Here is a 14,268-nt window from a genome sequence, read left to right as displayed (position 1 = left end):
GATGAGGCGAGTCTATGTGGCATGTATTACTACTGCCAAGTAACAGTTGGTTAGTGCATATCGTTCACCAAGACCTGGCATGCCTGCCGCGGGTCGTGGCCCCATGCTCAACGAACGGTGCAGACTTCGTGTCGCGCGCTGAAACGGGCCAGCCCACTTGCCAGTGGCTATCGCTAGTGTCCCGAGTTAGAAACTCGCAGACAAAATTTCTCGATACTGCGCCGAATGTCATCGGCGGACTTGACCTACACAAACGGCTTGGGAGCTGAGTTGTTCAGCTCCAGGTATTGATGAATCGCCTGTTCAAGCTGTCTTGTTGATCGGTGTGTGCCGCGACGGATGTACTTCTCGGTCAGGGTGGCAACCCGACGCTCGACCTGATTGAGCCAAGACGCGGAAGTTGGCGTGAAGTGCACGTGGAATCTGGGGTGCCTTGCAAACCATGCCTTGACCGCAGGGGTCTTGTGCGTGCCGTAGTTGTCCATCACCAGATGCACATCCAACTGAGCTGGCACATTCGCCTCAATGGTGCGCAGGAACTGCAAAAACTCCGTGCTGCGATGGCGCCGGTGTAACTCACCAATCACCTCCTCCCCCGTGGCAATGCCCAGTGCTGCAAACAGCGTCGTCGTTCCATGGCGCATGTAGTCGCGGGTTCTGCGCTCAGGAATACCCGGCGCCAACGGCACCACGGCTGCAACAGCATTCGATACACAAGGGCGCAAGGTCAACGCCATTGACACCGATGCGCGAGGGGCGGGAATGTGCGCCGGCGGCCGCCGGCCGCCGGACTGCACAGCCGCCGCTGTGGTGCCAAAGACCGGGGCTGGCGTCGCCATGGTTCGGGCCCCGCGCCCTGGCCAGCGCCCGCCGGCCGATGGACTATGGCAACTGCACCTGCACCACGGCGTTGGGCACCGAGAGGTACATCATGCTGCCCCGCACGGCGATGCCGCTGGGGCGGTCGAGCATGCCAGGGAGATCGCCTGCCGCAAACCCGTGCTTCCAGGCTTGGCCTGCGAAAGTGCTGACCTTGCCGTCGGTACCGATCTTGCGGACCACACTGGCGAAGGGATCTGTGACATAGACGTTGCCCTTGCTGTCCACGGCGAGACTGGCCGACTGCGCAGGCCAGCTCGCACCGCGCTGCACATGGAAGCGTGCGGCGTCGGCAGGCCCATCGGCGTAGGCGGGCGCTGCGGTGGCGTTGCCTGCCAGCGTGGTGACCATGCCGGACGGCGTGATCTTCCGAATCGTTGGCCCCACCTTGTTGGTGTCGTGGTACAGGCCGTCGACAACGTACAGGTTGCCCGCCGCATCGGCCGTCATGTGGCCCAGCGCCGAGAACTGTGCTGCGGCGCCTTGCCCGTCCACGTGGCCCACGGTGCCCAGGGTGCCGGCAAACAAGGTGATTTCGCCTTTGGTGTCGATCTTGAAGATCGCGCCCTTGAGGCTGGAGACATACACGTTGCCAGTGGCGTCGGCCGCGATGCCGGATGCCACACCCAGGAAAGCCGTTGGCACCTTGTCTAGCCAGGGCGCGAGGTTGGCCAGGAGCACGGTATTGCAGTTGGCCGTCTTGTAGATGCGCGCGCCATCCATGGTGTAGAGGTTGCCCGCGCCATCAGTGGCGAGGGGCCCCAGGTAGCGGGAAGGAATCTGGCTGGCCACGCCGGTTATCGCCGTGCAATGGCCGCCGGGCTTGCCCAGGGTGCGCACAAGCCCGTCCGTCTGCACCGTGCGGATGGTGGCATTGCCCTCGTCGCGCACGTACAGCGTGCCCGCCGGGTTCAATGCGATCGAGCCGGGCATGTCAAAGCGCGCGGTGCTGCCTTGCCCGTCGTTCGCACCTTCGGCCGATGGGATGCCCGCCACCGCTGTGGAGTTGCCTTGGGGCGTGTACTGGCGCAACTGTGCGTATCTGACCGTACGCATGCCGACGCCGTTGTTGCTGTGGCCGGTTTCGGCGACCAGGAATTGCCCGCCGGCGGTCACGGCCATCTGGTCCGCGCTGCACAAGGTGCCGGGCCCGGCACCCCGGCCATCGTTACCCACGTAGCAGTCCGTGGCCCGTACGAGGGTCGTTACGCTCCCGTCGCCGCCAATCTGGCGGATGGATGGTGTGGCGTACCAGTCGAGCACGAACAGGCGGTTCGCCGCGTCAAAGCCAATCGCCTTCAAATCACCGAACTTGGCCGCTGAAGCGGGACCATCGGCGTTGCCGCTGTTTTGCGCGGCTGCTACGCCGGACACCGTGGTGGCTTGGCCACTGGCCGCATAACGGCGGATGACGTGATCGTTCGGATCTGCGGCGTGCAAGACGCCGTTCGAGTCGATCGCCAAAAGTACCGGGCGGTAGATCTCTGCTACGTAGGGACCGGAAATGAAGACCGAGCTGGGGTACTGGCTGGCCTTGCTGGTCAGCGTGGTCACTGCACCCGTGGGCGCGATCTTGCGAATGGGGTTGGCGACGATCTGGGTGGGCGACTGCGTGATTTCGGACACGTACACATTGCCCGCTTTGTCGACGGCGATGCCGGTGGGGCGGCAGAAACTGGCGGCGTTACCGGTGCCATCCTCGTTGCCGCAGACCCCGACCTTGCCTGCCAGTGTGGTCACCACGCCGGCCGCGGTGATCTTGCGCACCAGATGGTTGTCGGTGTCCGCAACGTAGGTGTTTCCGGCCTCATCCAGGGCGACGCCCATGGGCCGGTGGAACTGCGCGGCGGTGCCGGTGCCGTCGGCATGGTGGGAGGGAAGATTGAACACCTCCCGGTCGCCGTCGCCCGCCAGGGTGGTGACCTGAGTCCTGTCGGCACTGAGCTTGCGAACTTGGTTGTTGCCGCTGTCCAGGAAGACAACCTCGCCAGAGCTGGCCACGGCCATGCCGCCCAGGTAGGTGCTCAGCCGGGCGACGGTCAGTGCCGCGCCATCCTGGTTGCCCGCAGCATCGGTATTGCCTGCCAGTACCGACAGGGTGGTGGCGGGCGCCGGTGGGGAAGCCGGCGGCGGGGGGGCCGTGGGTTCGGACGACCCACCCGAGCCGCCACAGGCGCTGAGCAAGACGCTGGTGAGCGCGGCGAGCGCGCCAAGGTGCCGCAGTCGCACTGCGGACGTAAACGTTGTCATGCAAATCTCCCTTTCGGGCCGCACGGCAAAAACGCCTGAACGATGCACGTGCATTCGTTGCGGACCACTTGGCTCTTTTATATAACCATTCAGGGAGTACTTCCGTGTCGGATGGATGTGGAAGATGTTTCAAATGGAAGCAATCTCGGGTGCGCCGGACCCGGGTGGCCGCATCCCTGCGCGGGGCAAGGTGGGTGCCCACTGCAGCGCTCGTGAAGGGGGCTGGCCGGGCTCACTGTGTCAACGGGCCTGGAAAAAAGCGTTTAGTACAAGCATGAGCCCTGGGAATTCGAGCGAAAAGCGCGCCCGGTTCACAAAATAGGCTTCGCACGCTACCGCGAAGAACTCTGCGGGCGAGGTGGCGCCGTACGCGTCCAGCCAGGGCCGTTCGGCGCCGAAGCGCTCGGCCATGACAACGCGTTCACGGAACTGCTCGTAGGCGGGCTCCCAGGCTGCCCACCACGCCTCATACGCCGCACGGCCGGTGCGTGCGCCCATGAAGCCTGCGGGCAGGGGCGGGCAGCCGTTGGGTTGGCCGTTCTTCATATCGAGCTTGTGCACGAACTCGTGCACCACCACGTTGTGGCCGCGCGCCGTGTTCTCGGTGGCGTTGGCCACGTGCTGCCAGCTGAGCATGATGGGGCCGCGCTCCATGGCCTCGCCCAGCAGCACCTGGGTGTGCTCGTGCACCACGCCCGCTTCGTCCATTGTCTGGCGGCGTGCGACGGCTTCGCCGGGGTGCAGCACGATGCCCACGAAATCGTCGTACCAGCCAAGCGCCTTGGCGGGGTCGCCCCAGTGCAGCAGGGGCAGGCAGGCCTGCGCGGCAATGTCGATGGCCATGGCGTCGGTCACCGTGAGGCCATGGGCGCCGTGGAATTCCTTGTGGTGCAGAAAGAGTGCGCTCAGCACGCGCAGCTTGGCCTGGTCGTGCAGCGATAGCGCGGCCAGGAACGGGTAGCGCTGGATGGTCTGCAGCCACAACGTGGCAGAGATGTCCGGTACCGGGGCCACGGTGGCGCGCACGCGGCGCCAGAGGCGGTTGAGCAAGGGGGGCATGGCGATCGGGCTGCGGGAGGTGGGCCCGCTCAGTTCATGACCGCTGTTACTTGGGGGCCAGGGGCAGCCGTTCCAAGCCTGCGCTGGACAAACGCAGTGTTTCCAGCCGGGGGGGCAATGCTGCGGCATCCCAGTCGCTCAGCACCACGCGTTGCAGACCCGGAGCCAGCACGTGGTCGGCCGGCCGGTGGGTGTGGCCGTGGATGAGGGTGTGGGCGCCTGCGGCCTGCAGCCAGGCGATGGCGGCGGGGCTGTCCACATCGGCGTACGTGGCCCCCGACTGCTTGCGCGCCTCGCTCTCCTGGCGGATGCCGCGCGCCTGCACGCGGCGCGTGGCCAAAGGCTGGGTCAGAAACTGCTGCTGCCAGGCGGCGCTGCGGGCCTGCAGGCGAAAACGCTGGTAGTCCACATCGTCCAGGCACAGCAGGTCGCCGTGGCTCAGGACATACCGCTGGCCGCCAAAGACCAGGACTGTGGGGTCTGCCAGCCCGGTGATGCCGCACCCAGCCAGGAAGGCAGGGCCCGCCAGGAAGTCGCGGTTGCCATGCATGAAGTACACCGGCAGGCATTGCGCGGCGGCCCGAAGGAGGGCGCAGCCCCGGGCTTCGAAGCTGCTGGGCTCGCTCATGGCATCGTCGCCCACCCACACTTCGAACAGGTCGCCCAGGATAAAGAGGGCGTCTGCCGTGGTGCCTTCCAGATACTGCTGGAATGCGGCCACCGTGGCGGGTTCGCTGGCCTGCAGGTGCAGGTCTGAAATGAAATCGACCGTGCGCCAATGCGAGGGAGCGACAAGCTCCTCGAACCGGGGCACGGTCGTGGTCACGGTGGGGGCTGGGTGGTTCATCCCTTGCGCTGCGGCCTGCAATGGGCGGCCGACATTGGCGTGGCCTCAGCGGGGCGCGCAGCGCCACAGGGGGATGCCATGCTCAGAGGGCGACGGCCTTCTCGATGATCACGTCTTCCTTCGGCACGTCGTCATGGAAGCCCTTGCGGCCCGTCTTCACGGCCTTGATCTTGTCCACCACGTCGGTGCCCGACACGACCTTGCCGAACACGGCATAGCCCCAGCCCTGGGCCGAAGGTGCGGTGTGGTTCAGGAAGCCGTTGTCGGCCACGTTGATGAAGAACTGGGCGGTGGCCGAGTGCGGGTCGCTGGTGCGGGCCATGGCCACGGTGTAGTTGGCGTTCTTCAGGCCGTTGTTGGCTTCGTTTTCGATGGGCGCGTCGGTGCCCTTTTGGGTCATGCCGGGCTCAAAGCCGCCGCCTTGCACCATGAAGCCGGGGATCACGCGGTGGAAGATGGTGTTGTTGTAGTGGCCCTTGTTCACGTAGGCCAGGAAGTTCTCGACCGACTTGGGTGCCTTGGCGGCGTCGAGTTCGAGGGTGATGACGCCGTAGCCGGCGATGTGCAGTTCGACTTGGGGGTTGCTCATGGCTTTGCTTCTTTCAAAAAAATGGGCTCTTCACTTCACCACGGTGGCGGAGTTGATGGTGATGGGGGTGGTGGGCACGTTCTGGTGGCCGCCCTTGTTGCCGGTGGCTACGGCCTTGATCTTGTCGACCACGGCGGTGCCTTCGACCACCTTGCCGAACACGGCGTAGCCGTGGCCGTCAGGGTTGGGGGCGTTGAGCATGCCGTTGTCCTTCACGTTGATGAAGAACTGCGAAGTGGCCGAGTTGGGATCGCCGGTGCGCGCCATGGCGATGGTGTACGTGTCGTTCTTGAGGCCGTTCTTGGCTTCAAGCGGGATGGGGGCCTTGGTGGGCTTTTGCTGCATGTCAGCCGTGAAGCCGCCGCCCTGGATCATGAAGCCGTCCATCACGCGGTGGAAGATCGTGCCGTCGTAGTGCTTGCTGTTCACATAGGCCAGGAAGTTCTCGACCGTCTTGGGGGCCTTGGCGGCGTCAAGCTGCACGACGATGTCGCCCATCGACGTGGCCAGCTTGACCTTGGGGGCATCTTGGGCCTGCACCGGTGCTACTGTAAACATAGCAGCTAGGGCAATACTTGCTAGCGCTACCGTCGAATTTCTTCTGGAAATCATCCAATCACTCCTTCGAAAAAGATCTGCCATTGTTGGCCGCGGCGCGTCCAGTACTGGCGCTTGACCGGGCCTGTGCGGGCGCCTTCGGCGACTTCGCCGAACGTTACCACCATGGTGTCGGCCGAGTCTGTCCACCGCAGGTAAGACTTGTCCTTGAGCTGGAGTTCCCGGCCCTTGAGGGCGCGGGCCTCGGCCTGCAGCACCTGGGTCCATTCCTCCAGCGGCTTCTTGCGGTAGCTCTGGAAGTCGGGCGCATAAAAGCCCAGCAGGCGCTTCATGTCGCCCTCGGTCTTGGCGGTGCGCCAGGCGTTGAGCACCGCTTCGAACGATTTGCGGTCGGCCGCCACGCTGTGGGGCTGCACCCATTGCAACTGGCGTGCAATGACCACGGGGGTGGAGCGGGGCTCCACCGTGCGCAGGATGCGTTCGAGGTCGGGGTTGGCCAGCACGAGGCAACCGTCGGTCGCCAGTGGCGCGCGCGAGAATTGGTCGGGCGGCGTGCCATGCAGCCAGATGCCGCTGCCCGTCTTGCCCCGGCTCTGGTCCAGGGGGTTGGGATAGTTGATGGGGAGGGCGCCCGCGCCGTAGAAATCCTTGAGCTTGGCCGGGTCCAGGCGGCTGGTGATGAAGTACACCCCCAGCGGTGTGCGCTGGTCACCCTCCACCTCTTTTTCGATGCCGAGCTTGCCCACGGAGGCATAGTAGTCGGCCACCAGCCGCAGGCCCTGGGCGGTGTTTTCAAAGAGATACAGGCGAGAGCGCGAGGTATCTACCGCAATCGCGTGGCGCGAGCGAGGGGACAGCTCCAGGAACTGTGCGGGGATGGCATTGACCGGGGGGCGGCTGCGTTGTGCATCCACACGCTGGCGCGATTCGGTGCGCAGTTCGGCTAGTGCCGCAGCGGCCTGGATGCTGCGGGCCGAGTCCGGCTCAGGGGCCACATCGCCCATATGCCGCAGTGGCCGGGTTCGCGACATGAGCAGGTCACCGACCGCCAGTTGCGCCAGCTGGAAATTGGGGTAGTCGCGCGCCAGGCTTTCGGCCTGGGCCAGCGCCTCGCGACCCCGGCCTTCGGCCACCAGCTTGTAGACCGCCATGAGGCGCGTTTCCGCTTGGCCGTCGCGCAGCTCAGCAGGTGTGGGCGCCACTGGGGGCGTGGTGGATGCCGCATGCGCAGCAGCCGCCCGGCGGGCCTTGGCACCCTGCGGCAGGGCTGGCGTGGCCAACGAGAGGCCCAGCAGCAACAGCACAGCGGATGCTGCCCTGCGGCCTGCGTTGGTCAGGGGCACAAACATGCAAACCATCTATCAGCTGACTGTCAGGGCAAAAAAAAAGCCCGCGCGGAAGGCGCAGGCGCCGCATCGGGGGCCATGGTTAACCGCCTGTGGATTCGCGAACGATGGTCCAGCGGCCGTTGTTATTGACGAGGTCCAACGTCTTGCGGCTGCTCACGTTGAGCGCGTCGGCACTGTATGCTTGGCGAAATCGGGCCGTGGCCTTGTCACCTTGCACGGACACGGTGATGTCAGAAAGCTTCACGCTGATCTTGGATTTGCCGACGATGCGCGCCTCGCGTTCCTTCTCCCAGGCAGCGCGGCCTTGGCGACCAGGTGGATCGAACGACTTGTCGTACGCGCCCAGGTACCCCTTCATGTCCTTGGACGACCAGGCCGCAGCCCAGGCCTGTACGGCGGAGGTAACGGCCTGGGTGGACGCGTCGCTGGCAGCTGCAGGAGCGGGGGCAGGTGCCGTTGCAGCGGGAGCAGGGCTGACAGTTGGAGCGGGAGCGGCGGCAGGCACTGGCGCCGGGGCTGCAGCTGCTGGCGCTGGAGCGGGTGCAGGGCGCTGGGTTACCACCACGGCGGGCGCGGGCGCTGCGGCGGCAGGGCGACCGGTTTTGCTGCCGGGTTCGTTGGAGAACAATTCGCGGATCAGTGCCAGCTTGGGCTTGACCGAGTTGGCGTTGTTGGCATCCAGTTGCAGCGCCTTGTTGTAGGCCTGGCTGGCCAGCTTGGCGTAGATGTCGCCCAGGTTTTCCTGTGCGGTGGCGTAGCTGGGGTTGGTGCGGATCGCCATTTCCAGCGCCGTGCGGGCCTTGTCCAGCTGGTTCTGGTTGGCGTACAGCACAGCCAGGTTGTTGTAGGGCTCGGGCAGCTCTGGGTACTCTTCGGTGAGCTTGGTGAAGGTGGCGATGGCGTCGGCCTGCTTGCCCGAGTCGGTCTGGGCCACGCCACGCAAGAAGCGCAGTTGCGGGTCGCGTGGGTTGGCGGCCAGGCGCTGGTCGGCCTTGGCCAGCGCCTCGGACGCCTTGCCAGCCTTGAGCAACTGGGTGATGTCGGCATAGTCGTCCGCGTGGACCACGCCCGTGCCCATCAGGGCGGTCAGTGCCAGAAGGCGCAGTAGGCGTGGGAGTGTGCGTCGGACTTGCTTCATGGGGGTACAAAGGAGTTGGGCGGCAGCCAGCCCGGGCGGGGGCTTATACTGCGGCGGATTGTAGCTGAGGGGGTTGTCATGACGGTACGCTGTTGCCGCTGGTGATTTTGCTGGACGCCCCTTGCCGGGCCACCCCCTGTCAAGGGCCGAGTTCCGCTGCTGCCGGGTGAGTTTCTTTGCCTCGCCCACCCCATCAAGTCTCCCGTTACTGAAATCCCATGAGTTTGCGCATCTACAACACGCTGTCGCGTGCATTGGAAGACTTTTCCCCGCTCGAACCTGGCCATGTGCGCATGTATGTGTGCGGCATGACCATTTATGACCTGTGCCATATCGGCCACGCGCGGATGATGATGGCGTTCGACGTGGTGCAGCGCTGGCTCAAGGCCAGCGGCCTGCGCGTGACCTACGTGCGCAACATCACCGACATCGACGACAAGATCATCAAGCGCGCGCTGGAGCGTGGCATTACCATCCGCCAGCTCACTGACGAGATGATTGCCGCGATGCACCAGGACATCGGCCTGCTGGGCATCGAGCCACCGTCGGTGGAGCCGCGTGCCACTGAATACGTGCCGCAGATGCTCTCGCTGATCGGTCAGCTGGAGGGCAAGGGCCTGGCCTACCGTGCGAGCAACGGCGACGTGAACTACTCCGTGCGCAAGTTCGATGGCTACGGCAAGCTCTCGGGTAAGTCGCTGGACGAGCTGCGCGCCGGCGAGCGGGTGGCCGTGCTGGACGGCAAGGAAGACCCGCTCGACTTCGTGCTGTGGAAGTCCGCCAAGCCCGAGGAGCCGCCCGAGGCCAAGTGGGACAGCGCTTTTGGTGCTGGCCGCCCCGGCTGGCACATCGAATGCTCGGCCATGAGCTGCGCCACGCTGGGCGAGACCTTCGACATCCACGGTGGCGGCGCAGACCTGCAGTTCCCCCACCACGAGAACGAGATCGCCCAGAGCGAGGGCGCCACGGGCAAGCCGCTCGCCAAATTCTGGGTACACAACGGCTTCGTGCGCGTGGACAACGAGAAGATGTCCAAGAGCCTGGGCAACTTCTTCACCATCCGCGACGTGCTCAAGACCTATGACGCGGAGACGGTGCGCTTTTTCATCGTGCGGGCCCACTACCGCAGCGCGCTGAACTACAGCGATGCCCACCTCGACGACGCACGTCAGGCGCTCAAGCGTCTGTACACCGCGCTCAGCCTGGTGACCCCCACGCAGGTGGCGTCCATCGACTGGACCAGCCCCTACGCAGCCCGCTTCAAGGCCGCGATGGACGAGGACTTTGGCACGCCGGAGGCCGTGGCCGTGCTGTTTGACCTGGCCAGCGAGGTCAACAAGACCCGTTCTGCCGAGCTGGCCGGGCTGCTGAAGGCGCTGGGTGGTTGCCTGGGAATCTTGCAGGGCGACCCGCAAGCGTTTCTTCAGTCGGGTGCGGCGGGGGTGGATGAGGCCGAGATTCAGGCGCATATTGCCGCCCGGGCCGCAGCCAAGGCGGCCAAGAACTTTGCCGAGGCCGACCGCATTCGCAACCACTTGCTGGCCCAGGGCATCGTGCTCAAGGACTCTGCCGCCGGCACCACATGGGAAGCTGCCCAATGAGCATTGTTTTGATGCTAAATATGCCAGTAGTGCAGGTGGAATAAGCGGTGGCAGCTTCTAAAAAGATAGCAAGCGACGCCGCGGCGCCGCCACTGGTGCTGGCCACGCCCGACTACTGGGCCGAGGCCTGCAAGCACCTGGTGAAAAAAGACCGGGTGATGAAGCGCCTGATACCGCAGTTTGGCGACGCCGCGCTGCAAACCAAGGGCGACCCCTTCATCACACTGGCGCGTTCCATCGTGGGACAGCAGGTGTCAGTCGCGTCAGCACAGGCCGTATGGGAGCGTTTTGTGGCGCTGCTGCCGCGCGGCATGAAGCCCGCCAGCGTGCTCAAGCTCAAGATCGACGACATGCGGGCCGCAGGCCTGTCTGCCCGCAAGGTGGACTACCTGGTGGACCTGGCCATGCACTTTGAAGGCGGCAAGCTGCACGTCAAGGACTGGGCCGCCATGGACGATGAAGCCATCATTGCTGAGCTGGTGGCCATCCGTGGCATCGGCCGATGGACGGCCGAGATGTTTTTGATCTTCTATTTGATGCGGCCCAATGTTTTGCCCCTCGATGACGTGGGGTTGATCAGCGGCATCAGCCAGAATTACTTCTCTGGCGACCCCGTGAGCCGCAGTGACGCCCGCGAGGTGGCCGAGGCCTGGAAGCCCTGGTGCAGCGTCGCGACTTGGTATATTTGGCGGTCTCTGGACCCCCTGCCTGTAACCTATTGACACCACTGCAGGCACGCCGGTTACAGTGCGTGCCATTCGTGGCAACCCCGCCGGGTGCGATCCCCCTAGGAGAAAAACGTTGGCGAAAAAGACCTTTCTGGATTTCGAACAGCCCATTGCCGAGCTGGAGTCCAAAATTGAAGAACTGCGCTACGTGCAGACCGAGAGTGCCGTCGATATCTCGGAAGAGATCGACCAGCTGAGCAAGAAGAGCCAGCAACTCACCAAAGACATTTACAGCGAACTGTCGCCCTGGCAGATCACCAAGATCGCCCGCCACCCTGAGCGTCCCTACACGCTCGACTACGTGCGCGACATCTTCACCGACTACGTCGAGCTGCACGGCGACCGCCACTACTCGGACGACCTGTCCATCGTGGGCGGCCTCGCGCGCTTCAACGGCCACGCCTGCATGGTGCTGGGCCATCAGAAGGGCCGCGACACGAAGGAGCGCGCCATGCGCAACTTTGGCATGAGCAAGCCCGAGGGCTATCGCAAGGCCCTGCGCCTGATGAAGACGGCCGAGAAATTCAAGCTGCCCGTGTTCACCTTTGTGGACACGCCCGGCGCCTACCCGGGCATTGATGCCGAAGAGCGCGGCCAGTCCGAGGCCATTGGCCGCAACATCTTCGAGATGGCGCAGCTCGAAGTACCTATCATCACCACCATCATTGGCGAAGGCGGCTCCGGCGGCGCCTTGGCCATCAGCGTGGCCGATCAGGTTGTGATGCTGCAATACGCCATCTACTCGGTCATCAGCCCCGAAGGCTGTGCGTCCATCCTCTGGAAGACCAGCGACAAGGCGCAAGAGGCCGCTGACGCCCTGGGCATCACCGCCCACCGCCTCAAGGCCCTGGGCCTCGTGGACAAGATCGTGAGCGAGCCCGTGGGCGGCGCCCATCGCGACCACAAGCAGATGGCCGCATTTTTGAAGCGCGCTTTGGGCGATGCCTTCCGCCAGGTGGCAGACCTCAAGACCAAAGACTTGCTGGACCGCCGCTACGAGCGTCTGCAGAGCTACGGCCGCTTCAGCGACACCAAGGCGGACGCCCGCTAAGCCCGCTAAGCCCGCTGAGGGCAGGTTCTGGCCTGTCGTTGCTGGCACCGAATGCACCAGCTTGGTGCGGCTCCAACGGCCCTTCGGGGCCGTTGTTGTTTTTCTGGCCGACTCCTCGCAGGGGCGCACAAACCCGCACTGGCGCATGGACTGCTACCGGATGTAACATGCCCGTAGACCGCCTGCGCGGGCGGTTCAAGGAGGGCTTCATGTCGCTTCTGAAGACGCTCAAGGGCCAGATCCTGGTCCTCTCTGCCACCTGCATGGTGGCTGCCCTGATGGTGCTGACGTTGGTCAACTACCTGTCGGCGCGTGCACAGGCGCAGGTTTCGCTGGCCGAAGAGGGCATGGCGACCGCCAAGAGCCACGCTGAAACCATCGAGGAGTGGGCGCGGGCCAAGGCCACGATCATTGCGGCCTCTGTCGCCGCCTTTGAAGATCCCGAACCTGCCAAGTCTCTGGCCATGCTGCGCGACGCGGGCAAATTCAGTACGGCGTATTTTGGCTACGCGGACAAGAAGTACGTTTTTTCAGAGACTCGCAGCCTGCCCGCCGACTACGACCCCACCGCACGTCCCTGGTACAAGCAGGCCGCGCAAGCGGGCGGGTCTGTGGTCACGCCGCCCTACATCTCGGCGTCCGACCAGAAACTGGTGGTGACTTTTGCGACCCCGGTGGGCGCCGGCGCAGCGCTCAAAGGCGTGGCGGCTGGTGATGTCTACATGGAGTCAGTGGTTGCCAATGTGGCTTCCATCCAGCCCACGCCGCAGAGTTTCGGGTTTCTGGTGTCTGCCGACGGCAAGATCATCGCCCACCGCGACCAGGCGCTGACCCTCAAGCCCATTGCCGATTTGTCCAAGGACCTCGTGACCGACAAGCTGCTCGCTGCATCCAAGGACAAAAGTTTGCTGCAGGCGGACATCGCGTCGCGCAGCCGGTTACTCAGCGTGGTGCCGATCGCGGGCACCTCATGGATGCTGGTGGTGGCCCTGGATGAAAGCGAGGCCATGGCACCGATCCGGGCCATGCTGGCCACATCGCTGATCTCCAGCGTTTTGGTGTTGGTGGTGGCCGTGGGGCTGCTGGGCGTGGTTCTGACGCGACGCCTGCGCCAGCTCACGCTGGTGCGTGACGCGATGCACGAAATCGGCGCCGGTGACGGCGACCTGTCGCGCCGCATCGACGCCCACGGTGAGGACGAGCTGGCCCAGATCGCCGGTAGCTTCAACAGCTTTGCGGGCAAGCTCTCCGGTGTGCTCTCGCAGATCCGTGACGCCAGCAGCTCGGTACGCGTGGCCGCCGAAGAGATTGCAACCGGCAACCATGACCTGAGCGGGCGCACCGAACTCACGGCATCCAGCCTGCAGCAGACATCAGCCTCCATGCAGCAGCTGACCGAGACCGTCCGGCACAACGCAGACTCGGCACGCCAGGCCAACCAGCTGGTGGCCCAGGCGTCCAGCGTGGCGCAACATGGTGGACAGGTGGTGGGCAATGTGGTGACCACCATGGACCAGATCAATGCGGCCTCGCGCAAGATCAACGACATCATCGGCGTCATCGACGGCATTGCCTTCCAGACCAACATCCTTGCGCTCAATGCTGCGGTGGAAGCCGCCCGCGCGGGCGAGCAGGGCAGGGGCTTTGCGGTGGTAGCAGGCGAGGTGCGCAGCCTCGCCCAGCGCAGCGCCGAGGCCGCACGCGAGATCAAGACCCTGATCAATACCTCGGTCGAGCAGGTGGAAAACGGCTCGCGGCTGGTGCACGACGCGGGCACCACCATGACCGAGATCGTGACCTCGGTGCAGCGTGTGACGGACATCATGGCCGAGATCACGGCGTCCACCAATGAGCAAAGCACCAGCATCAACGAGGTCGGCCAGGCCGTGGCCCAACTCGACCAGATGACCCAGCAGAACGCAGCGCTGGTGGAGGAGAGCGCTGCCGCGGCACAGAGCCTCAAGGACCAGTCGGTGCGGCTGTCGGAGGTGGTGGGCACCTTCCGCCTGTCCACCGACCCTGCCCACGCTGCGCCGCGGCTGTCATCGCCGGGCGGTTAAGTTGCAAGGGGCGGCGCGCCCCCCATGCACCTTACTGCCGGAGTGCGGGGCACCGTGATAATCGGCGCCCATGCGCCGCCATTTCTCCCTTGTTCTCTACGCCCTCCGGGCACGTCCGGCGGTTGCGACGGGTCCAGATGCAGGGCCTGAAGGGCGGAT

11 protein-coding genes and 1 pseudogene are annotated in these 14,268 nt (G+C 64.8%); 4 read left to right on the top strand and 8 right to left on the bottom strand.

Translation table 11 applies throughout. The annotated features are described in order from the left end of the window. Window positions 1-248: 248 nt before the first annotated feature. The 8 genes and pseudogenes from IB236_RS18340 to IB236_RS18305 all read right to left on the bottom strand — a co-directional run. Window positions 249-692: pseudogene (locus tag IB236_RS18340) on the bottom strand (IS630 family transposase); the annotation flags it as partial. 190 nt (window positions 693-882) lie between these two features. Further along, window positions 883-3,129, bottom strand: coding sequence for a hypothetical protein (locus IB236_RS18335; RefSeq protein WP_192421720.1), 2,247 nt, complete (start codon window positions 3,127-3,129; stop codon window positions 883-885). A gap of 240 nt (window positions 3,130-3,369) precedes the next feature. Continuing rightward, window positions 3,370-4,188, bottom strand: a complete 819-nt coding sequence (locus tag IB236_RS18330; protein WP_121942490.1) for a zinc-dependent peptidase — start codon at window positions 4,186-4,188, stop codon at window positions 3,370-3,372. A gap of 46 nt (window positions 4,189-4,234) precedes the next feature. Continuing rightward, a complete protein-coding gene (locus tag IB236_RS18325; RefSeq protein ID WP_370539930.1) occupies window positions 4,235-5,014 on the bottom strand; it encodes a UDP-2,3-diacylglucosamine diphosphatase in 780 nt (259 codons plus the stop codon). 103 nt (window positions 5,015-5,117) lie between these two features. Further along, window positions 5,118-5,624, bottom strand: a complete 507-nt coding sequence (locus IB236_RS18320; protein ID WP_056064668.1) for a peptidylprolyl isomerase — start codon at window positions 5,622-5,624, stop codon at window positions 5,118-5,120. A gap of 30 nt (window positions 5,625-5,654) precedes the next feature. After that, window positions 5,655-6,236 (bottom strand): peptidylprolyl isomerase, encoded by a 582-nt coding sequence (locus IB236_RS18315; RefSeq protein ID WP_121942491.1) that lies wholly within the window; start codon window positions 6,234-6,236, stop codon window positions 5,655-5,657. Then, window positions 6,233-7,540, bottom strand: coding sequence for a L,D-transpeptidase family protein (locus IB236_RS18310; protein WP_121942492.1), 1,308 nt, complete (start codon window positions 7,538-7,540; stop codon window positions 6,233-6,235). The genes IB236_RS18315 and IB236_RS18310 overlap by 4 nt, the downstream gene beginning before the upstream one ends. A gap of 70 nt (window positions 7,541-7,610) precedes the next feature. Continuing rightward, window positions 7,611-8,669, bottom strand: a complete 1,059-nt coding sequence (locus IB236_RS18305; protein WP_192421718.1) for a tetratricopeptide repeat protein — start codon at window positions 8,667-8,669, stop codon at window positions 7,611-7,613. 218 nt (window positions 8,670-8,887) lie between these two features. Here IB236_RS18305 and cysS point away from each other — a divergent pair, with 218 nt between their 5' ends. From cysS to IB236_RS18285, 4 genes are all read left to right on the top strand, one after another. Next, the gene (gene cysS / locus IB236_RS18300; RefSeq protein WP_192421717.1) at window positions 8,888-10,270 is read left to right on the top strand and encodes a cysteine--tRNA ligase; all 1,383 of its coding nucleotides are present in this window, start codon (window positions 8,888-8,890) and stop codon (window positions 10,268-10,270) included. A 47-nt stretch (window positions 10,271-10,317) separates the two neighbouring features. Further along, a complete protein-coding gene (locus tag IB236_RS18295; RefSeq protein ID WP_192421716.1) occupies window positions 10,318-10,992 on the top strand; it encodes a DNA-3-methyladenine glycosylase 2 family protein in 675 nt (224 codons plus the stop codon). 79 nt (window positions 10,993-11,071) lie between these two features. Further along, the gene (locus IB236_RS18290) at window positions 11,072-12,049 is read left to right on the top strand and encodes an acetyl-CoA carboxylase carboxyltransferase subunit alpha (RefSeq protein ID WP_192421715.1); all 978 of its coding nucleotides are present in this window, start codon (window positions 11,072-11,074) and stop codon (window positions 12,047-12,049) included. A gap of 209 nt (window positions 12,050-12,258) precedes the next feature. Beyond that, a complete protein-coding gene (locus IB236_RS18285) occupies window positions 12,259-14,109 on the top strand; it encodes a methyl-accepting chemotaxis protein (RefSeq protein WP_056747209.1) in 1,851 nt (616 codons plus the stop codon). The last annotated feature ends 159 nt before the right edge of the window (window positions 14,110-14,268 follow it).

Origin of the sequence: Acidovorax sp. ACV02 (assembly GCF_014851475.1) — a bacterium.
In the GTDB taxonomy this organism is placed as follows: domain Bacteria; phylum Pseudomonadota; class Gammaproteobacteria; order Burkholderiales; family Burkholderiaceae_C; genus Acidovorax; species Acidovorax delafieldii.
The sequence above is the reverse complement of the archived record's forward strand: the minus strand, read 5'-3'. Positions and strand labels throughout refer to the sequence as shown.

Coding starts and splice junctions, on each gene's coding strand:
- IB236_RS18335 (WP_192421720.1), bottom strand. CDS start 3,129: ATGACAACGTTTACGTCCGCAGTGCGACTGCGGCACCTTGGCGCGCTC.
- IB236_RS18330 (WP_121942490.1), bottom strand. CDS start 4,188: ATGCCCCCCTTGCTCAACCGCCTCTGGCGCCGCGTGCGCGCCACCGTG.
- IB236_RS18320 (WP_056064668.1), bottom strand. CDS start 5,624: ATGAGCAACCCCCAAGTCGAACTGCACATCGCCGGCTACGGCGTCATC.
- IB236_RS18315 (WP_121942491.1), bottom strand. CDS start 6,236: ATGATTTCCAGAAGAAATTCGACGGTAGCGCTAGCAAGTATTGCCCTA.
- IB236_RS18310 (WP_121942492.1), bottom strand. CDS start 7,540: ATGGTTTGCATGTTTGTGCCCCTGACCAACGCAGGCCGCAGGGCAGCA.
- IB236_RS18305 (WP_192421718.1), bottom strand. CDS start 8,669: ATGAAGCAAGTCCGACGCACACTCCCACGCCTACTGCGCCTTCTGGCA.
- cysS (WP_192421717.1), top strand. CDS start 8,888: ATGAGTTTGCGCATCTACAACACGCTGTCGCGTGCATTGGAAGACTTT.
- IB236_RS18285 (WP_056747209.1), top strand. CDS start 12,259: ATGTCGCTTCTGAAGACGCTCAAGGGCCAGATCCTGGTCCTCTCTGCC.